This window comes from Aeribacillus sp. FSL K6-3256 (genome assembly GCF_037965805.1).
Classification (GTDB): domain Bacteria; phylum Bacillota; class Bacilli; order Bacillales; family Aeribacillaceae; genus Aeribacillus; species Aeribacillus composti.
Window position 1 is genome coordinate 2,801,173 of record NZ_CP150188.1, and the last position, 20,665, is coordinate 2,821,837.

Here is a 20,665-nt window from a genome sequence, read left to right on the forward strand (position 1 = left end):
TTATATAGAAAGTTCTTTTGAAAGCTTGTACATTGACTTGTCAACCGTATGAGGCTGATCCAAAATTTCTAAAATGTCATGATCCACAAGCTGATTATTTTGGATGCCTACACATCGTCCGCCTTTACCATTAAGAAGCAGTTCCACCGCATAAGCGCCTAGTCTGCTTGCCAATACTCTATCAAATGCGGTAGGCGATCCGCCGCGTTGAATGTGGCCTAATACAGAAACACGCGTTTCAAAGTTTGTCATCTCTTTGATCTTTTGGCCTATTTCGACGCCGCTTCCCACACCTTCAGCGACAATAATAATACTATGTTTTTTCCCTCTTTCATGGCCTCGTTTTAATCGATCGATGATTTCCTCTATTTTGAAATCTGCTTCCGGAATTAAAATGGTTTCCGCACCTCCGGCAAGCCCGGACCATAAAGCGATGTCACCGGCATCCCGACCCATTACTTCTATTACGTATGTACGCTCATGGGAGGTAGCTGTATCACGAATTTTATCAATTGCTTGTATCACCGTATTAAGTGCTGTATCAAAACCGATCGTATAGTCAGTTCCAGGTATGTCATTGTCGATGGTGCCCGGCACCCCAACGCATGGATATCCATGTTCAGTCAACTTTTTTGCGCCCATGTAGGAGCCGTTTCCGCCAATAACGACAAGACCTTCAATCCCGAATTTCTTCAATTGTTCAATTCCTTTTTTTTGTCCTTCGATTGTTTTAAATTCTTCGCACCGTGCCGTATAGAGCATCGTTCCACCGCGATGAATGATGTCACCTACTGAACCAAGTTCAAGCTTTTGAATTTTTCCCGAAATAAGACCTGAGTAACCATTATAAATTCCATAAACTTCTAATCCATGAAAAATTCCTTTGCGGACAACGGCACGAATTGCAGCGTTCATACCAGGAGAATCGCCGCCGCTCGTTAAAACGCCGATTTTTTTCATAATTTCACCTCTCTTGGACTGCTCAAACAAAGCTTACATAAAATAATGATCATATTATCTGATAATCGCTGAGCATAGTAAGCTTAGAATAGTTAAATTCTTTATTATTATACACAAAAAGAAGCGATGCGAAAGATAAAAATAAAAAAATAACGTGCGGCTCCATCAAGGAGCGCACGTTACTGCGTATTTGTCACTTGTTCGTCAATAACGGCCCCAATACTTTTAAATTTTTCGTACCGATGCCTGATCAGCTCTTCTCCGCTCATATTGGTCAATTCTTTTAATGATCGTTTTAAAGCCTGTTCAATGTGTTTAGCTTGCAATTGGACATCCCTATGTGCCCCGCCTTTTACTTCCGGAATGATATCATCAATGACACCAAGCTCTTTTAAATCTTGGGCAGTGATCTTCATTGTTTCTGCCGCTTTTTTAGCTAAGCCGGCATCCTTCCATAATAGGGCGGCAGCCCCTTCGGGAGAAATAACTGAATAAGTAGAATTTTCCAACATATATATATGATTTCCTACTCCTAATGCTAATGCGCCGCCGCTTCCCCCTTCTCCAATGACAATACATATAATTGGAACAGAAAAACCGGCCATTTCAAACAAATTTCTGGCAATTGCTTCACTTTGTCCCCGCTCTTCTGCAGCTTTTCCTGGGTAAGCTCCTTTTGTATCGATAAATGTAATAATAGGGCGGTTAAACTTATTCGCCTGTTTCATAAGGCGCAATGCTTTACGGTAACCTTCAGGATGCGGCATACCAAAATTTCTTCGGATATTGTCTTTCGTATCTTTTCCTCTTTGCTGCCCGATTACCGTTACAGGGATCCCATGAAATTTTGCAACGCCTCCTACAATCGCTTCGTCATCACCAAAATATCTGTCTCCGTGGCATTCGAAAAAATTTTCAAACAACAGCTCAATATAATCAAGCGTTGTAGGGCGATTCGGATGGCGTGCGATTTGGACGCGATTCCACGGGGAGAGGTGATCATATATTTCCTTTTCTAAATTTTTTAGTCTTGTTTCCAGCTTTTCAATTTCAGCCGACAAATCTACATCCGCTGTTTTTGTAAATTCCTTTAATTCATGAATTTTTTTCTTTAATTCTATAATCGGCTTTTCAAATTCCAGTTCTCCTACCAATCTACATCCCCCTTTGCTTGGTGTATATCCAAGAGGTTGATTAACGTATCCCGCAGTTGGTGGCGGTGCAATACAGAATCAAGCTGCCCATGCTTCAGCAGAAATTCAGCAGTTTGGAAATCTTCCGGAAGCTCTTCTCTGATCGTTTGTTCTATGATTCTGCGCCCTGCAAAACCGATTAATGCACCAGGCTCGGCAAAATTGTAGTCACCTAAAGAAGCGAAGCTAGCCGATACTCCCCCTGTAGTCGGATGGGTCATAACCGAAATAATGAGTCCGCCTTCATCGCTGAATAATTTTAAAGCAGCGCTAGTTTTCGCCATCTGCATTAAACTGAGGACGCCTTCTTGCATACGAGCACCGCCTGAAGCTGTGAAAATAATAAAGGGGATGTTTTTTTTCTTCGCTTTTTCAATTGCCCTTGTAATTTTTTCTCCAACTACCGAACCCATGCTCCCCATGCGAAAACTCGCATCCATAACGGCAATCACTACTGGAAATCCGCCGATTGTTCCTTCGCCTGTCACGACAGCTTCATTTAGCTTCGTTTTCTCTTTGTCTTTTTCTAGCTTTTCTAAATACCCTTCAAAATTAAGAGGGTTTTCAGAACGCATATCGCTGTCATATTCTAAAAAGCTGCCATGATCTAAAAGGCTGGCAATTCTTTCTCTCGCTCCCATTTGAAAATGGTAGCCGCAGTTGTTGCACACTTTTAAATTTTTTTCAATTTCTTTTGAGTACATAATCTTTTTACATTTTGGACATTTTGTCATAATACCTTCAGGAACATCATATTTTGCATGTCCGGAAGGGATCGATGCATATTTTTTCTTTTTTGAAAAAATGTTTTTTATCAAAATAGAACCTCCCTTTTTGGCTGAATAATGTCTTCATTGCAAGGGATGACACCTTCAATCAATCTTAAATCTTCCGGATCTTCTTCCTATATCTTTTGAGAGGTATTCAAATATTATAAATATATCATATTTTTCTTTCTCCCAACAGCAGAGAAGAGAGGTTTCTCATTCTTTCGCCATTTGTAGCCGCTTTTATTTTCCAATAATAGCAAGCTTTCTTGTTTTTTCCGCAACTTCTTCCGGATCTACTTTTATGCGTGCAACACCTGTTTCCATTGCCGTTTTCGCAACAGCTGCAGCAACACATGGTGCAACCCTTGGATCAAACGGCGCCGGAATAACATAATCAGGACGAAGCTCATCTTCCTTAATAAGAGAAGCAATCGCTTCAGCAGCAGCCATTTTCATCTGTTCATTTATATGTGTTGCTCTTACATCCAATGCTCCACGGAAAATCCCTGGAAATGCTAAAACGTTATTCACCTGGTTAGGGAAATCTGAACGTCCTGTTCCAATGACTTTTGCTCCAGCTTCTTTCGCATCGTCAGGCATAATTTCCGGATCTGGATTGGCCATAGCGAAAATGATCGGATTATCCGCCATTAATTTTACCATTTCTTTTGTTAGTGCTCCTGCGACTGACACACCGATAAAAACATCCGCTCCTTCGATTACATCGGCCAAAGAGCCCTCTAAGCGATCATGATTTGTATATTTAGCCACTTCAGCTTTTATGCTGTTCATTCCGTAAGGGCGTCCATCGAAAATGGCTCCTTTTGAATCGCACAAAATAATGTCACGAACACCATAGCGATATAATAATTTTATAATAGCTATTCCAGCCGCTCCTGCTCCGTTTGCGACAACTTTAATATTTGACATCTCTTTGCCGACCAGCTTCAACGCATTTAATAAACCAGCGACAGTTACAATGGCGGTTCCGTGTTGATCGTCATGGAAAATCGGAATGTTCGTTTCCTTTTTTAAACGCTCTTCAATTTCGAAGCAATTTGGTGCGGCAATATCTTCCAAGTTTATGCCGCCAAAAGTCGGCTCAAGAAGCTTTACTGTCTCAATAATTTTTTCCACATCTGTCGTATCTATACAAATAGGGAACGCATCGACACCTGCAAAGCTTTTAAATAAAACAGCTTTTCCTTCCATGACAGGGAGAGCTGCCTCCGGTCCGATGTTTCCAAGCCCTAAAACAGCTGTTCCATCAGAGACAACCGCCACCATATTCCCCTTCATCGTATACTCATACACTTTGCTTTTATCATCATAAATTGCCTTGCACGGCTCAGCCACTCCAGGAGAGTATGCTAAACTTAAATCTTTTGCATTTCGTACCGGAATTTTTGATTTTGTTTCAAGTTTTCCCTTCTGAACACTATGAATATGTAATGCTTCTTCTCTTAATGACAACCTTTATCACTCCTTAACAACATGGATAATCGTCAAAATGGAAAGACCACTTTTTAGATATTTCTAAAATATTATACATGCAATCCGTTGTAAAGAAAAAGACATGTTTATTCTCTCAAGGCGACATTCCTTTCTCCGAGCAATGCCCGCAATCGATTCAAACATTGTTCAGACGGTTGTACACCAAATGTTTCGGGAAGCTTGACCGCTTTCTTTTTTCGTTCATGGTAAATAAATACAGGTATGCTGCCTGGATAATCCTGCAATACTTTTTTTATTTCGAGAAGCTTTTGTTTCTCTGATGCTTCATCTGCAATTTTTAAAAATAAAGCACGCTGCCGTTTAAATTCCGAGATGTCTTTTACGTCTTGAATTATATATTGAACATGTTCATTTCTAATTTCCGGTTTTCCGGTCAACAAATATACATTCCCTTTCTTTATTTTTCCGCTGAACTTTGCGTATTCATTAGGAAACAAGACCGCTTCTACATCCCCGCTTTGATCGCTTATATTGAGAAAAGCCATCGCCTGGCCGCTTTTTGTGCGAATTGCCTTTACGTTCGTCACATACGCGCCCACATGAACTTTTTTTTCAATCCATTGCGATAAATCCATTAATCGAACTGCCCCCAGCTGCTTCAAAACCGAATCATAAGGCTGAATCGGATGGCTTGATAAATAAAATCCTAATGTTTCCTTTTCGAATTTTAATTTTTCTTCAATGGTGAACGGTTCCACTTCCACATACTTTGGTTTAATCGCAGCAAGATCGTCAAGCGGAAAAACGATTTGCTCTTTTTCATCCATTTTGAACAATTCTGCATGCTCGAGCGCAACATCAATACTAGCAAGCAACGTTGCCCGATCTTGCCCAAAATCATCCATCGCACCAGAAAAAATGAGCGCTTCTATTGTTCGGCGATTGACTGCCTTTGAAGACATCCTGATACAAAAATCAAACAAATCTTCAAAAGGCTTCTTTTTTCTTTCTTTTGCAATTTCTTTCATGGCGGCAATGCCAACATTTTTAATCGAGGCAAGTCCGAATCGGATAGATCCGTTTTCCACTAAAAAAGAAAAACCGCTTTTATGAATGGACGGCGGCAGGATTGTAATTCCCATTTCTGAAGCTTCTCGAACATATTGCGCTAATTTTTCTTGATTTCCTCCGATGCTCGACATTAACGCAGCCATAAAATATAAAGGATAGTGGGCTTTTAAATAAGCAAGCTGATAGGCAATCATGCTGTAGGCAACAGCGTGGCTGCGGTTAAAACCGTAGTTGGCAAATTTAACAATGAGATCGTATACTTTATTCGCGATTTTTTCGTCGTATCCTTTTTTTAAACAACCTATAATAAAGCGATTTCTGTTTTCATCCAAAATCGTTTTAATTTTTTTGCCGACGGCCCGTCTCAACAGGTCTGCTTCCCCTAACGAAAAACCGGCCATTTTCGCTGCGATTTCCATTATTTGCTCTTGATACACAATGACTCCGTATGTCTTTTCTAAAATAGGCTGCAAATCTTTATGCAAATATTCTACCGGCATCCGGCCGTGCTTCCGTTCGATATAGACAGGAATGTTTTCCATCGGTCCTGGACGATACAAAGCATTAACCGCAACCAAATCTTCCAAATTAGTAGGTTTTAGCTTTTGTAAAACTTTCCTCATTCCTTCTGACTCAAATTGGAACACACCTGTCGTATTTCCTTCCGATAAAAGGGAAAACGTTTTTTCATCATCATAATTTGTAAAGTGAACAGAGAGCTTTGTTCCCTCGTAACGTTCAATTAAACGTTTGATATCTTCTATTAACGTTAAATTTCGCAGACCTAAAAAATCGATTTTCAACAGCCCGATTTCTTCTAAAAAATCCATTGAATATTGTGTTAAATATATATTGTGATGACCATTTTGAATCGGAATGACTTCAGTCAGCGGATAATCGCTTAGCACCACTCCCGCAGCATGCGTCGATACATGCCGTGGCAAGCCTTCCAGCTTTAAAGCCGTTTCAAAAATTTCCTTTCCTTTTTCCATTGAATGAAGGATGTTTCGAAATGCTGCCGATTGTTCAAATGCTTCTCTTAAAGTAATTCCAAGCTTTGAAGGTATGTGCTTTGCGAGCACATCCACCTCTTTATTCGAAGCTCCAAGCGCTTTTGCCACATCTCGAATAGCAGCTTTGGCCGCAAAAGTACCGAAAGTGATGATTTGAGCCACATGCCCTTTTCCGTATTTTCGCGCAACATATTCAATCATTTCATCCCGTCTTGTATCCGGAAAATCAATATCGATATCTGGCATTGAAACACGTTCAGGATTTAAAAAACGCTCAAACAATAGATTATAGCGAATTGGATCTACATTCGTAATATCTAGTACATATGCCACTAAAGAGCCGGCTGCTGAACCGCGGCCTGGACCGGTTACAATACCTTTTTCATGCGCGTATTTCATAAAATCCCAAACGATTAAAAAATAATCGCTAAAATTCATTTTTTTTATAACAGACAGCTCATACGAAAGCCTTTTGACATACTCGTCCGAAGGGGATGTTACTTTTTTTCTTAATCCTTCAAAGCACAGCTGTTCAAGAAAATCATCGCTGCTCAATCCTCCAGAAAAGGGGTATTTGGGCAATTTTGTTTTGCCTAATTCTATTTCAACATGGCATTCGGAGGCGATCCGAACAGTATTCTCAATGGAATCAGGAAAGTTCGCGAAATTGTTTATCATTTCCGCCGGGGATTTTAAATAATATTCGGAAGCAAACGCTGCGTCTTGTTCTTCTACAGTCGTTCCGTCTTTAATCGCCAGCAAACAGCGGTGTGCAAATGCATCATCCTTTTCAACATATAAAACATCGTTCGTTGCGACAATCGGAACTTTGATCGTTTCTCTCAGCTCCGCAATTTTTTCATTTAATTGCTGCTCTTCCGGCAAGCCGTGATTTTGTACGGATATGTAAAAAGAATTTGGATCGAGCATGCTTTGAAAAAACTCCACCGCTTTTCCTGCCTCTGCAATCTGTCCGTTTATAAGCAGCTGCTCAATCAAGCCTTGTCTGCCAGGTGTGATCACAAAAAGATCCCTGCTGTATTGTTTAAAAAAAGAAAGCGGAAGTCCTTTCGGAAACTTTGTTTGCAGCAAACTGCTTAATTTAAGCAAATTGCGGTATCCGCTGTTATTTTTAGCAAGCAAAACAAAAGGATACGGTTCGTTTTTTATGATAACGGTAGCAGTTAAACCGAAAATCGGTTTAATCCCGTGTTCTTTACAAATTTTATAAAAAGAGATCGCTCCATACATGACATGATGGTCTGTCAAGGCTAGAGCTGTTTGACCAGTTTTTTTCGCATAGCGGACAAGCTTGTCCAATCCAGCAGCACTAGCCAGCAAACTATAGGCGCTCTTCACTTGTAGGTGAACAAAAGGCAATGAAGACCCCACCTTTTTTCAATGATTTCTTAAAACAATTATAGTCATTGTTTTCAATGAAAGACAAACTTCATACTTTCATCTTCCCATCCATATACATATAAAGAAAGAGAATAAACCAAGCCTTTTCACTGCTTGCTGAAACCGGCTATTTAGCAAGTTTATTATAATCATATTTCCCCAATGAACGGAAGAAAGGATGGTGGAAGCTCAATGGAAACAGATACTTTTATTGCAACCTTTATTAAAGTGTATTTTATTGCGTTAGGAGTCATTTTCGGCGGCTCGTTAATCGGCGGTATTGGCGCATATATTACAGGCGATGCTCCTCTCACCTCCATTTTCAGAATGGCAAACAAATTGAAAATTTGGGCTCTTGTTGCAGCTATTGGAGGGACGTTTGATGCGTTTTACAGCTTTGAACGAGGGATTTTTGAAGGAGCGACAAAGGACATTGTGAAACAGATTTTGTTAATCATTTCCGCCATGGGCGGTTCTCAAACAGGCTGGCTCTTAATCTCTTGGTTCACACAGGAGCATGTTTCGCAATGAGAATCCCGCCTTATTATAAAAAGCCTTCATGGCAGCGTTTTTTTGCCGGAGTTGCCGTAGGAGCTCTTATTAGCTGGGGGTTTTTTCTATATTCCTTTGGCTATTACCAAGAAAAACAAGTAAAAATCATTTCAACACAGCAAGAAACGATCGAACAATTAAAAAACGACATTCAAATTTGGCAGAGGGATTACAAAGAGCTAAATAAGAGAAACTTAGAATTATTGACTGTACAGGATGTCGAAATCGAAATTAAAAATGCGGAAAAATATAAGCTGGATGAATTAATGAAATATTCGATTGAAAATACGATCAAAAACGATTTAGCTGATTTAATTGCAAAAGATATTGACAGTGTTGTGAAAACAAGGCATTTAATTGCCAAAACGATTGAAAATAGAAAATATAAAATAGATGACAAAGAATACAACGCTACTGTCGTGGAGCTTGTCATTACACCGACCATTATTGTTGAAGTAGAATTGAAATTGAGCAAATAATAATGCCAACTTTTCTCCTATTATGAGGAGGGAAAAAGCGCCCTCCTTAAGATGTTTTACATAAAGCGACCAGCTCTTGAATGATTTGATCCGCAGTTTCCCAGCTGTCGATCGTAGCTCCGGCCGCAAGCGGATGGCCTCCGCCTTTAAAGCGTTTTGCAAGCTCATTGATCACGATTCCCTTCGAGCGGAATCTGACCCGAATTTCGTTGTTTTCCTCGACAAACAGCACCCACGCCTTGATCCCTTCAATATTTCCTAAAGCACCGACGAGCTGTGAAGCTTCGGAAGGAGTGACGCGGTATTCGTCCAATAGTTCTTTAGGAAGCTTTATATAAGCGGCCCCTGAATCAGTCAAAACGAAATTTTGCAGGACGTAACCGTTCAGCTTCGCCACATTAAGTTTCGTTTTATACATTTCGTCGTATATTTGCGTAAATGAAAACCCATAGTCTATAATCTCGCTTGCATATTGGAACGTTTTTTTCGTCGTATTTGAAAACAAAAATCTTCCTGTATCCCCAACAATTCCGGCATAAATGAGACTGGCTGCTTTTTTCGATAATGTTAAGCCTTGATCTTTGCCAAATAGATAAAATTCATAAATCATTTCGCTGACAGAGCTGGCAGATGTGTCTACCCAGACTATATCTCCATAAGGATCTTCATTTGGATGATGATCGATTTTGATCAATTTTTTCCCTTTATCATATCTTTGATCGCAAATTCGTTCTTGGTTTGCTGTGTCACATACGATGACGAGTGCTTCTTGATAGACGTCATCTTGAATTTCATCCATTTTGTACAAAAACGTTAAAGAAGGCTCATCGTTGCCGACTACATATATGTTTTTTTCAGGAAACGATTCTTTTAACAATTCCGCAAGCCCGCACTGAGAACCGTATGCATCAGGATCCGGCCGGACATGTCTATGTATAATAATCGTATCGAATGCTTTTATTTCATTTAAAATCTGTTGTTTCATTTCAGCTCTCCTTTATCATCATAAATGTTTTATTTCATCATTTACTAATGGTAAAATGATAATCGATACTTAGATGGAGGTTGACATCATGCCTGTTTTAGCTATCCTAACGGTCATTTCTTTATCTTTTTATGTTTTTTACAAAATCAAATATTTTCGCACGAAACGTCCGATGGAAAGAAGCTGGATTTCATCTAAATCTAGCATTTCTCTAGGATTGTTTGTCTTCTTTTTCGGATTAAACCAAATGTTTTTAAACCGATCCACTGTTGCGCTCATCGTCGGTGTTGTTTTTATTATAACAGGTTGTCTGAGCATTTGGGCAGGATATAAAGCTTACAAATATTATTTGCCTTTGGCAATCAAAGAAAGCGAAAATGCCCGCTAAGAAAATTATATGGGAGAGACTGTCCTTATTTTTCAGACAGTCTTTTTTTAATTACGATCCATGATTTGCACCATTAACATAGCTTTGCCGACTAAAGTGTTTTCGTGGAATACTTCCACATCAATTTTCCCGAATTTTCGACCCACGTCTAATATTTTCGGATGAATTTCAATCATGCTTTCCATTTGAACAGGTTTCAAAAAATAAATCGTCATATTCTCAACGACAAGCTCGCCTTTCTTTTTTTGTCTCAAATGATAATTGGCCGCTTCTGTAACTAGAGTTGTGAAGGCACCGTATGAAATGGTACCGAACTGGTTTGTCATTTGCGGTGTTACTTCACATTTAAAAATGTTTGATTCTTTTGCTTCATCAGAAAGATTGATCATCTGCCTCGTGATGATGTCATCAATTTTTTCACCTGTGTGCGGCTGCCGTTCAATTGAATGGAGAGCCTTTAAAACGTCCTGTCTGGAAATCATACCTGATAGGCGGCCGTTTCCGTCCACAACAGGCAATACTTCAATTCCTTCCCAAACCATTATTTGCGCAGCTGAAGCGACAGATGTTTTTCCTGTAACGGTTATCGGGCTTTTTGTCATCACTTTTTCAATGGATGTTTTTCGATCTGACGTCATAATATCCTTTGCCGTGACAATTCCAACAACCTTCAAACCTTGATCAATGACCGGGAATCGTCCGTGTCCAGTTTGCCGGTTGTATTCAAACCAGCGTTCAATCGGATCATTCGGGGTTAACGTGACAGTTTTTTCTAATGGGGTCAAAATGTCTTCCACTAACACGATTTCCTTTTTGATCAGCTGGTCATATATCGCTCTGTTTATCATCGTAGCCACTGTAAAAGTATCGTAGCTAGTGGATATTATCGGGAGCTCGAGCTCATCCGCCAGTTTTTTTACATAATCATCTGTGTCAAATCCCCCGGTTATTAAAACGGCGGCACCTGCCTCTAAAGCCGACTGCTGGGCTTTTGTCCTGTTGCCGACAATGAGCAAGTTTCCAGCACCTGTATATCTCATCATCGCTTCCAATTTCATGGCGCCGATAACGAATTTATTTAAAGTTTTATGAAGACCGGCCCTGCCGCCTAACACTTGTCCGTCGACAATATTGACAACCTCCGCAAATGTCAGCTTTTCAATATTGTCTTTTTTCTTTTTTTCAATTCGAATGGTGCCGACCCTTTCGATTGTGCTGACAAAGCCTTTATTTTCCGCATCTTTAATCGCACGATAGGCAGTTCCTTCACTGACATTCATAACTTTGGCAATTTGTCTGACAGAAATTTTATCTCCGACGGGCAGAGACTCAATATAGTTCAAAATTTGTTCATGCTTTGTCGCCAATTTCTTCCCTCCTTTTAAGTTACATGATTGGCAAATTCTTCAAACATTTACTTATTTTTTCCTAAAATTTACTGTTTAACAAACAAATGCTTTGAACTCATAATACGTAAAATGAACGGCTAAAAGCCGTCCATCAACAATCTCACAGTTCGATTGTTTCTCCTGGTTTCAATAGGAGACCGACACCGTCTGGAAGCTTGGAAACAAAATCTTCAGGGTTTTGCTGGATCACTGGGAACGTGTTGTAATGAATCGGCACGACTTTTTTAGCTCGAATCCATTCTGCTGCTGTAAGAGCATCCTCCGGCCCCATTGTATAATTATCGCCAATCGGCAAAAAGGCTAAATCAATTTCATTGCGTTCTCCAATTAATTTCATATCAGAAAACAATGCTGTATCGCCTGCATGATAAATCGTTTTGTCCTCAGCTGTCAACAAAATTCCTGCTGGCATGCCAGTATACACAATGTTTTGGTTATCTTCCGTATAGCTGGAGCCATGGAAAGCCTGAGTCAGCTTTACTTTTCCAAACTCAAACTCATATGCTCCCCCGATGCTCATTCCATGGGTTTTAATCCCTTTCCAGCTCAAGTATGTAGCCAGCTCTGCAATCGCCACGACTAACGAATCATTTCTTTTTGCAATCTCAACCGTATCCCCTACATGATCATTATGGCCGTGTGTCAACAAAATGACATCTGCTTTCACATCTTCTACCTTCAAATCGGTTTGCCCGTTCCCATTAATGAACGGATCAATGATAATGTTTTTCCCATTTGTTTCAATTTGAACGATGGAATGACCGTGAAAGGAAACCTTCATAAAAAACCCCTCCTTTTCGAATCTACTTTCATTTTACTGGAAACTTATGCTTTTGAAAACGTTTTATCGTTATTGATGAAATCGATGAATGACATTAGCAGCTCCCGTCGCTTCAATTATGGCGCCTGTAATAAAATCTGACTGTTCATCGCACAAAAAGGTTATAATTCTTGCGATATCTTCCCCTGTACCTGATCTTCCAATCGGAGTGTTCACGTCAATATGCTTTCTAGCTTCTTCAATGGTCGCCTCTTTCATTTCCGCCGTAATGTTTCCTGGACAAACCATATTTGCTGTGATGCCGTTTTCCGCCTCTTCAATAGCAATCGTTTTTGTCAAAGAGACTAGTCCGGTCTTAGCCGCGCTGAACGCCGAGCGGTGAAGCCATCCTGAAGCATCCCCGGCACCTTGGAAGCCGTAGGTAATGATTCGGCCATACTTTTGTTTCCTCATAATCGGGATTGTTCGTTTCACTAAATGAAACACCGAGCTTAAATTTCCTTCAATCATTTCATACCATTCCTGATCAGAATAATCAGCAAGCTTTTTCCTCTCAAATATATACGGACCCGCATTATTAACTAAACAGTCAATACGGCCAAAGCACTGATAAGTTTGATCAATCAGCCGAATTAAATCTTCCTTTTTCGTCACATCACATCGTATAAACAGCAAACGGTCGCGCATAGAAGCATATTTTTCCTGCAGTTGTTCAACTCCTGTTTGATTATTGTGATAACTGACCGTCACGCTGTACCCCTTTTCCAAAAATAATTCGGTCACCTTTCTTCCAAGACCTCTTGAGCCTGCCGTAACAATTGCATGGCGCACCCATCAATTCCTCCCTTTATTTACTACAATCATTTTACAATAATTTTTTAAAATGCAAAAACGGAATAGCTTCCACGATTTTTATCAGCAAGAGGTTGGAATGCAAGTGCAAGGCGGCCTTTCCATACAAAAAAGCGGGCACAATGAGTACCCGCCTGTTTCAGCTTATGCGCAGAAGACTGATTTTTCATTGAAGGTCTTTATTCAATTAAAACAAATGGAGTTGGATTTATATAATCGCCTTTGCTTTATTGATTTGCTCCTTTACTTCCTTAAATCCGGTTCCACCTAAGCTGTTTCGTTTGTTGACCGCTTCGTATGGGTTCAGAACTTCATATACATCATTTTCAAACAGAGAGGATGCTTCCTTATACTCTTCTAATGGCAAGTCAAGTAAATAGATTCCTTTTTGAATGCATTTATATACAAGTTTTCCGACTACTTCATGAGCTTCGCGGAAAGGAAGGCCTTTTTTCGCCAAATAGTCAGCGAGTTCAGTAGCGTTTGAAAAATCCTGCTTCACCGATTTTTCCATCTGCTCTTTATTTACTTTCAGCGTTTCGATCATTCCCGTCATAATTTGCAAACAGCCCTCTACTGTTTTTACAGTATCGAACATGCCCTCTTTATCTTCCTGCAGGTCTTTGTTATAGGCAAGAGGGAGACCTTTTAAAACCGTAAGCAAACCGACGAGATTGCCGACGACGCGGCCGCTCTTCCCTCGAATTAATTCCGCCATATCCGGATTTTTCTTTTGTGGCATGATGCTGCTGCCGGTCGAATAAGCGTCATCCATTTCAACGAACTGGAATTCCTGCGAGCACCATAAAATTAATTCTTCGCAAAATCTTGAGAGATGAATCATCAACAGCGAGCTGTTGCTCATAAATTCAACAATAAAATCCCTGTCGCTCACAGCATCCAGGCTGTTTAAATAAACTTCATCGAAGCCTAAAAGCTCAGCCGTATATTTCCGGTCAATCGGAAAGGTTGTCCCAGCTAATGCGGCAGCGCCAAGCGGACTGATATTAATCCGTTTCAAAGATTCTGTAAATCTAGATTTGTCACGCTCAAGCATCCAAAAATAAGCCAATAAATGATGGGCGAATGAAACCGGCTGCGCCCGCTGCAAATGTGTATATCCCGGCAAAATTGTCTCAATATGCTGTTCAGCTTTGTTTACAAGCGCTTTTTGCAATTCTCTGATCAGTTCCACAATGGCTTCAACATGTTTTTTTAAGTATAGATGCATATCGGTCGCCACTTGGTCGTTGCGGCTTCTTGATGTATGCAGCTTTCCGCCGATCGGTCCGATTTCATCTATTAACATTTTTTCAATGTTTAAATGAATATCTTCATATTGAACGGAGTATTCAAGCTCCCCATTTTTTGCTTTTTCCAAAAGACGGTGCAGCCCTTTTTCAATCGCTTCTCCTTCCTCTTTTGTTAAAATGCCGCACTTGGCAAGCATTTTAACATGGGCGAGGCTCCCTTGAATGTCTTCCTCTACGAGCTGTTTGTCAAACGTGATCGACGCATTGAATTCGTCGACCCATGCTTCGGGCGTCTTTTGAAAACGGCCGCCCCAAAGTTTTTTCATATTGTCACCTTCTTGTTTTTCACGATGCTGTTCACCGCTGTTGGAAGGCCGAACAGTTTAATAAAGCCGACTGCTGCTTCATGATCAAATGAATCTTCTTGCGTGTAGGTGGCCAGCTTTTCATCATAAAGCGAGTACGGAGATTTTCTTCCTTCAACAATTGCGTGCCCTTTATACAATTTTACGCGCACTGTCCCTGTTACATATTTTTGAGTTTCTTTCAAAAATGCTTCCAATGCGCTTTTCAGCGGAGAGAACCAAAGACCGTTGTAAATAAGCTCGGCAAGCTTTTGTTCGATCAGCGGTTTAAAATGCGCTACTTCTTTAACCTGTGTTAAATCTTCCAATTCTTTATGCGCTTTGATCAATGTCATAGCCGCAGGGCATTCGTACACTTCGCGCGATTTAATGCCGACAAGTCTGTTTTCCACATGATCGATTCTGCCGACGCCATGTTTTCCAGCGAGCGCATTCAGCTTCAAAATTAGTTCATCTAACTGCATTCTTTGACCGTTCACTGCTACCGGTACGCCTTGTTCAAATTCAATTTCGATGATGTCCGCTTCATCCGGTGCATTTTCAATGGAAGAAGTCAGTTCATAGGCATCCTCAGGCGGTGCAGCCCATGGATCTTCTAAAACTCCGCATTCATTGCTTCTTCCCCATAAGTTTTGATCGATGGAATATGGGCTGTCCAGATCAATCGGAATTGGAATGTCATGCTGTTTCGCATATTCAATTTCCTCTTCACGCGACCATTTCCATTCCCGAACAGGTGCCAAAACCTCCAGCTCAGGATTTAACGCTTTTATGGAAACTTCAAAGCGCACTTGGTCGTTTCCTTTTCCGGTACAACCGTGAGCAACTGCAACAGCGCCGGTCTTTTCCGCTATTTCCACTAATTTTTTGGCAATGAGCGGTCTTGAAAGAGCGGAAACAAGAGGATATTTACCTTCATAAAGGGTGTGTGCCTGAAGGGCGATCAACGCATATTCTTCCGCAAACTCTTTTTTCGCATCTATAATATAAGATTGTACAGCACCGACTTTTAGTGCTTTTTCTTTAATAAACTCTAAATCCTTCCCTTCCCCAACGTCCAGACAGCAGGCAACGACGTCGTATCCTTTTTCTTGCAGCCACTTGATGGCGACAGATGTATCTAAACCTCCAGAATAGGCCAATACTACTTTTGGTTTTGACATGTTCATTCTCCTCTCCGATGTATACAAAATGAATAAAAATACTTTTTTATTCATAAAAATGCAATCATTAATTAAAAATGTAACAGTTTTGCTGACTTTTTTCAATAGTTTTTTTAAAAAAGCATTATTTGTTTATGATATAATTTGCATAATAAAAAATGGAGGAATGGAAATGTTTGAATATAACGAAAGATTGGGGATTCCTCTTCCTGCATTCAGCAAGCATTGGGAGGAATATCCAAATGAGGTTCAACAGCAAATTTTATCGGATTGGGAATGTATACGTGGACAAATCCCTGACCGCATTAAACATTTAGAAGCGATAATAAATAAAAAGCAAGAGCAGTTGAATGACGAAGAGGATTTTGAGCTTTCGTGCAGACTAAATGAAGAAATCAGTGAGATTGCTTCCATCATCAATGATTTATGGCTTTGGTACCGGATTGATCCGCATATAACAAAAGCTTGAGAAATTATATTTTCATCTCAAGCTCATCCCTTCATAATGATGTCTATATTGATAAAATTTATGGGCAAACTCAATGGCCACTTTCATAGAACGATAGCGAATGCCGCCTCCGATCATTAAGCTTAAAATCGGCTTTCCCCGAATTGTTTTATATTTGAATGTTTGCACGGCAATGCATTTTAAGATTTGGTTTACAGTTTGATGGTTGACAAATGGTTCGTTCTGCTCATAAAAATAAGCATCATCTCCATTTTGTAATTCCTCTTTTAGTTGATTCCACGCTTCAAATTTTAAATGTTTCGGCATTAAAGAGCTGTGAAAAACCTTTAGAGACAGCATCATTTCATAAGGTGACGAAACTTCATAACCATACGCAAGAGATAATGTTTGCACAGCCCGCATATGAAAAATTATTTGCAGCACAATATCTGCACTTAGCGAAAAAACACCACCTGAAGATGCGATTCCTCCTTGAATAAAGGAATACAGCCGCTGCTTCGCCATTTCCTTCTCAGCCAATTGATAGCATTCTTCTAAAGGGAGCTTTTTTAAATCAGTGATCGTTTGAACTTGATCGGAAATAACACGTGCAAATGAGAGGATCCGCTTCCGTGTTTCTGAATAGAAGATCGAGCTTTGCAAAATCGAATGCATATGAAACAAAACGTAATCGACCTTCTCAAACATTTCTTTTTGAATATGCTCAGGAAGGTCATTCAATCTTGTTTCCAGCCATTTGTCAAATGGAAGCGTGCATTTACATGCACATTTTTCCAACTCTTCCTCCCAGCATTTCATTTGATTTACCCAGCTTTCTTCCAAAATGGCCCCCAAAAATGCACCGCCTTTCTTTTTAAACAAATGCTCGCAAATATACAATGATATTATATCACGGAATTGATATAACTCTTAAGAGTCGAGCATTGATAAAATCCAATCCTTTACATCTATCATCCGATTATACTTCGGCAATCGCTCTGTCCCTGAAACGATGATTGCTGCTAAAGAGTCATGCTGGTGTAAACCGCCATGACTCGCACCGCCCACATGCACTGGAGATGACCCGTACTTGAATTCAAAGCCAGGATAAGCGCTAATCATAAGAAATTGTCCTTTATGTGACAAAGCGGCTGCATGTAATCTTGCCAGCGCATCCGGATATTCCCCGTACTTAATTCGGGTTCCTTCCGTGAAAATATCCAACACTTCAATGTCTCCGTTTAAAGTCCACATACTTCCATACGGATCTTCCCATTGACCTCCTTTTTTAAACATCAGCATTCCTTCCCGCCGCCCTGAAACAACTTTTATTTTTTCCTCTTCTTCCCGCCAAGCGATGACATCGATGCGTGCATCTGTTTTCAAAATGTTTGCAATTTCTTCAAGCGAATGGTTCGGCTGTAATAAATATACGAACGCCATGCGTTGATTGACCGCAAGTACGAGATCATCATCCTTCCGTACACCTTTTGACAGCTTGGTAATACGATATGGGCTGAGTAGCTTTTCTAAATGGATCAGAGGATTTTGATTTCTCGGGCGGACAACCGCTTGGCCGTTATCGCCCATAATGATCCAAACATTGTTCTTCAGCGCTTCCTCCCATGAATGAAAACTGTCTAACACTTTTTGCAATTCACGATCTGTTTTTACGATTCCTGACAGATCCTCAACTCCTTTTTTATGTATAATTTGATCCATATCAGGAAAATAGACCATTGTAAAAGGAGGCAAAGAATGATTTTTAATAAGATAAATAAGCTCCTGAGCAGAAAATCGATTATTAAAGCCAAATCTTTGCCAGAAGTGTCCATACTTTGCAAATGGGTTTTGTTTAATGAAGGAGCCGTAAGTTAACAAATCCGGTCCCTTAACAGTAAGGCTTCTATGAAAAGTAGGCAGCAAAGATAATAAAAACGGAAGCTGCATTACTTTTTCCTGACTTCCTCGATAGAGAAGTCCATTAATAGACGCGGAATTTTTCCCCTTTTTGCTCAGTTCTTCAAAAATGGTTGCGGCCTTTTTGTTTAAATGCTCATGATTTATATTGTACAGCGGATCCTTTAATGAAGTTGCGAGCCCCAGCTGTAAAAGCTCAGATGCATTTGTTCCATAATTAATAAGACGCTTTTCTTCATCATGAAACCAGACTAATCCTGGAACGTGATGCACATCTGAGTAATGCCCGGTAAGCAGACTGCTTTCCACATTGACGGACATCGTCGGAAAAGGACTGATAATTTCTGAAGCAGTACCATGCTTCATGAAAAAGGCGAAAGCCGGCGCCATTTTATTGTCTACTGCTTTTTTCAAAAAAGGGAGCATGAGAGTATCGATAATCAACAATATCACATTTTTTTTAGCCATTTTGTTCCATCCTCATCGTTTATTTGCTATTAGAATTTGTCTAGAAGGTGAAAATCATGCAAAAAACTCCGGTTTTTTAAACCGGAGCAATATTAAACGCTATTATCATTCTCATCCCCTTTCAATCATCACTACTTTATTTTTGAAATAAAAAATGTTGGAGGGAATGAATCATTTTAGTTCCCCTGCATCGTTCATCATATAAATAGATTATTTCCACTTTTTATTGGTAAAAAAAAGCAACCTCCGTTCATATCCATTTCGGAATATGAAAAAAGGTTGCGTTGGTTACGAGTTCAGGTTTTGCTGTTATCCCTCGGCAAAACCTTATAAATTCGCTATTCTCATTACATCTCTTGCAATCATCACTTCTTCATTTGTCGGTATAACTAGAACTTTTACTGGTGAGTGTGGATAGTTAATAAACGCTTCTTTTCCACGTACTTTGTTTAAGGCAGGATCCCAATAAACGCCCATAAATTCCAATCCCCGCAGCACTCGTTCGCGGACAACGTCACTGTTTTCACCAATGCCGGCGGTAAAGATAATCGCATCCACACCGCACATCCGCGCCGCATAAGATCCGATATATTTATGAATGCGGTCAGCAAAAACCGCCAATGCCAATTCGGCGCGAGCATTCCCCTTCGCTGCAGCATCTTCGATATCGCGCAAATCGCTTGAGAAACCGGATATTCCTAAAAGTCCGCTCTTTTTATTTAATACATTAATAACTTCATCAGCGGTTTTACCTGTTTTTTCCATGATATATGGGATAAGCGCTGGATCAATACTTCCGGAACGAGTTCCCATCGCAACACCTTCAAGAGGCGTAAATCCCATCGATGTATCGATTGATTTTCCGCCTTCAACTGCTGCAATGCTGGCACCATTTCCTAGATGGCAGGAAATAAGCCGCAAATGCTTTAAAGGTCTTTCAAGCAATTGAGCTGCCCGTTCCGTTACATATTTATGAGACGTTCCATGGAAGCCGTATTTGCGAATTCCGTATTTTTCATAATAATCATATGGCAAACTGTATAAGTAAGATTGTTCCGGCATCGATTGGTGAAAGGCAGTATCGAACACCGCTACCGCTGGAACGTCCGGAAGCACCTTTTGGAAGGCGCGAATGCCAAGCACATTGACTGGATTATGCAAAGGCGCCAAATGAGAGAGTTCTTCAATTTTCTTTAAAGTTCCATCCGTAATAAGCTCTGAGTCACTGAAGATCTCTCCTCCATGTACAACCCTATGACCGATTCCGTCAATATCATTTAACGTCCGGATAATTCCATATTCAGTTAATTTATTTAGCACAAGCTGTACCGCTATTGAAAAATCGGTAATTTGACAACTTTCTTTCTTTTCTTCTCCGTTAACATATATCTTAAAAAATGATTGGTCCAAACCAATCCTTTCAACTACCCCTTTTGTTAAAACTTCTTCATTCGGCATTTCAAACAATTTAAACTTTAATGAAGAGCTTCCAGCATTTACAGCTAAAATCTTAGGCATGTATTTTCATTCTCTCCTTCTTTTTGTTGATGAAACTTTTTTAAAAATTCCTGCATGTGACATAGAAATTAGCAAAATATGTGAAACACCAGACTTGTCTAATTTTAAAAAGAGAGATGATCGCTCTATACATTTAAACATTGATAAAGCAACATTTCAAGTGAAAAATAAATGTTTATCTGTATACAAAAATTTCTAAAAATAAAAAGCGCTTCCATCCA

General features: G+C 40.0%; 18 protein-coding genes. 4 read left to right on the forward strand and 14 right to left on the reverse strand.

Going from position 1 to position 20,665, the window contains the following annotated elements; genetic code table 11:
- The 5 genes from pfkA to dnaE form a co-directional block, all read right to left on the reverse strand.
- Positions 1-960, reverse strand: coding sequence for a 6-phosphofructokinase (gene pfkA, locus NSQ84_RS13495; RefSeq protein ID WP_063387397.1), 960 nt, complete (start codon positions 958-960; stop codon positions 1-3).
- A 179-nt stretch (positions 961-1,139) separates the two neighbouring features.
- Positions 1,140-2,114 carry an acetyl-CoA carboxylase carboxyl transferase subunit alpha gene (gene accA, locus NSQ84_RS13500; protein WP_063387396.1) on the reverse strand — a complete coding sequence of 325 codons (975 nt, stop codon included), beginning with the start codon at positions 2,112-2,114 and terminating at the stop codon, positions 1,140-1,142.
- Positions 2,108-2,971, reverse strand: a complete 864-nt coding sequence (accD, locus tag NSQ84_RS13505) for an acetyl-CoA carboxylase, carboxyltransferase subunit beta (RefSeq protein ID WP_066247816.1) — start codon at positions 2,969-2,971, stop codon at positions 2,108-2,110. Before accD ends, accA begins: the two co-directional genes overlap by 7 nt.
- 192 nt (positions 2,972-3,163) lie before the next feature.
- Positions 3,164-4,396: a malic enzyme-like NAD(P)-binding protein gene (locus NSQ84_RS13510; RefSeq protein WP_066247817.1), complete on the reverse strand. Its 1,233-nt coding sequence runs from the start codon at positions 4,394-4,396 to the stop codon at positions 3,164-3,166.
- 107 nt (positions 4,397-4,503) lie between these two features.
- Positions 4,504-7,842 carry a DNA polymerase III subunit alpha gene (dnaE, locus tag NSQ84_RS13515; RefSeq protein ID WP_339211984.1) on the reverse strand — a complete coding sequence of 1,113 codons (3,339 nt, stop codon included), beginning with the start codon at positions 7,840-7,842 and terminating at the stop codon, positions 4,504-4,506.
- Positions 7,843-8,055: 213 nt separating this feature from the next.
- On the opposite strand from dnaE, the gene NSQ84_RS13520 reads away from it, so the two are divergent.
- Together NSQ84_RS13520 and ytrI are read left to right on the forward strand one after the other, a co-directional pair.
- A complete protein-coding gene (locus NSQ84_RS13520) occupies positions 8,056-8,394 on the forward strand; it encodes a YtrH family sporulation protein (protein ID WP_063387392.1) in 339 nt (112 codons plus the stop codon).
- Complete coding sequence (ytrI, locus tag NSQ84_RS13525; RefSeq protein WP_094246336.1) at positions 8,391-8,894, forward strand: sporulation membrane protein YtrI; 504 nt, start codon at positions 8,391-8,393, stop codon at positions 8,892-8,894. The genes NSQ84_RS13520 and ytrI overlap by 4 nt, the downstream gene beginning before the upstream one ends.
- Positions 8,895-8,940: 46 nt before the next feature.
- Here ytrI and NSQ84_RS13530 read toward each other — a convergent pair whose 3' ends face one another.
- The gene (locus tag NSQ84_RS13530) at positions 8,941-9,879 is read right to left on the reverse strand and encodes a bifunctional oligoribonuclease/PAP phosphatase NrnA (protein ID WP_130156151.1); all 939 of its coding nucleotides are present in this window, start codon (positions 9,877-9,879) and stop codon (positions 8,941-8,943) included.
- 88 nt (positions 9,880-9,967) lie between these two features.
- Between NSQ84_RS13530 and NSQ84_RS13535 the strand changes: the two genes are divergently transcribed.
- On the forward strand, positions 9,968-10,267 hold the full coding sequence (locus tag NSQ84_RS13535; protein WP_063387389.1) for a YtpI family protein: 300 nt from the start codon (positions 9,968-9,970) through the stop codon (positions 10,265-10,267).
- 47 nt (positions 10,268-10,314) lie between these two features.
- Here the strand turns inward: NSQ84_RS13535 and NSQ84_RS13540 are convergent, their stop codons facing one another.
- The 5 genes from NSQ84_RS13540 to NSQ84_RS13560 form a co-directional block, all read right to left on the reverse strand.
- Positions 10,315-11,634, reverse strand: a complete 1,320-nt coding sequence (locus NSQ84_RS13540; protein ID WP_066247825.1) for a CBS domain-containing protein — start codon at positions 11,632-11,634, stop codon at positions 10,315-10,317.
- Between the two features lie 142 nt (positions 11,635-11,776).
- The gene (locus NSQ84_RS13545; protein WP_063387387.1) at positions 11,777-12,457 is read right to left on the reverse strand and encodes a metal-dependent hydrolase; all 681 of its coding nucleotides are present in this window, start codon (positions 12,455-12,457) and stop codon (positions 11,777-11,779) included.
- Positions 12,458-12,526: 69 nt separating this feature from the next.
- Positions 12,527-13,288 (reverse strand): SDR family oxidoreductase, encoded by a 762-nt coding sequence (locus NSQ84_RS13550; protein WP_063387386.1) that lies wholly within the window; start codon positions 13,286-13,288, stop codon positions 12,527-12,529.
- A 229-nt stretch (positions 13,289-13,517) separates the two neighbouring features.
- Positions 13,518-14,888: an argininosuccinate lyase gene (argH, locus tag NSQ84_RS13555; protein WP_063387385.1), complete on the reverse strand. Its 1,371-nt coding sequence runs from the start codon at positions 14,886-14,888 to the stop codon at positions 13,518-13,520.
- The gene (locus NSQ84_RS13560) at positions 14,885-16,090 is read right to left on the reverse strand and encodes an argininosuccinate synthase (RefSeq protein ID WP_063387384.1); all 1,206 of its coding nucleotides are present in this window, start codon (positions 16,088-16,090) and stop codon (positions 14,885-14,887) included. The genes argH and NSQ84_RS13560 overlap by 4 nt, the downstream gene beginning before the upstream one ends.
- Before the next feature lie 166 nt (positions 16,091-16,256).
- Between NSQ84_RS13560 and NSQ84_RS13565 the strand changes: the two genes are divergently transcribed.
- Positions 16,257-16,559 carry a hypothetical protein gene (locus tag NSQ84_RS13565; protein ID WP_117017227.1) on the forward strand — a complete coding sequence of 101 codons (303 nt, stop codon included), beginning with the start codon at positions 16,257-16,259 and terminating at the stop codon, positions 16,557-16,559.
- 12 nt (positions 16,560-16,571) lie between these two features.
- On the opposite strand, the gene NSQ84_RS13570 is transcribed toward NSQ84_RS13565, so the two are convergent.
- From NSQ84_RS13570 to NSQ84_RS13580, 3 genes are all read right to left on the reverse strand, one after another.
- Positions 16,572-17,393, reverse strand: a complete 822-nt coding sequence (locus NSQ84_RS13570; protein ID WP_327873800.1) for an EcsC family protein — start codon at positions 17,391-17,393, stop codon at positions 16,572-16,574.
- Between the two features lie 75 nt (positions 17,394-17,468).
- A complete protein-coding gene (locus tag NSQ84_RS13575) occupies positions 17,469-18,926 on the reverse strand; it encodes an alkaline phosphatase family protein (protein ID WP_327873801.1) in 1,458 nt (485 codons plus the stop codon).
- Positions 18,927-19,253: 327 nt separating this feature from the next.
- The gene (locus tag NSQ84_RS13580; protein ID WP_327873802.1) at positions 19,254-20,444 is read right to left on the reverse strand and encodes an acetate kinase; all 1,191 of its coding nucleotides are present in this window, start codon (positions 20,442-20,444) and stop codon (positions 19,254-19,256) included.
- Between the last annotated feature and the right edge of the window lie 221 nt (positions 20,445-20,665).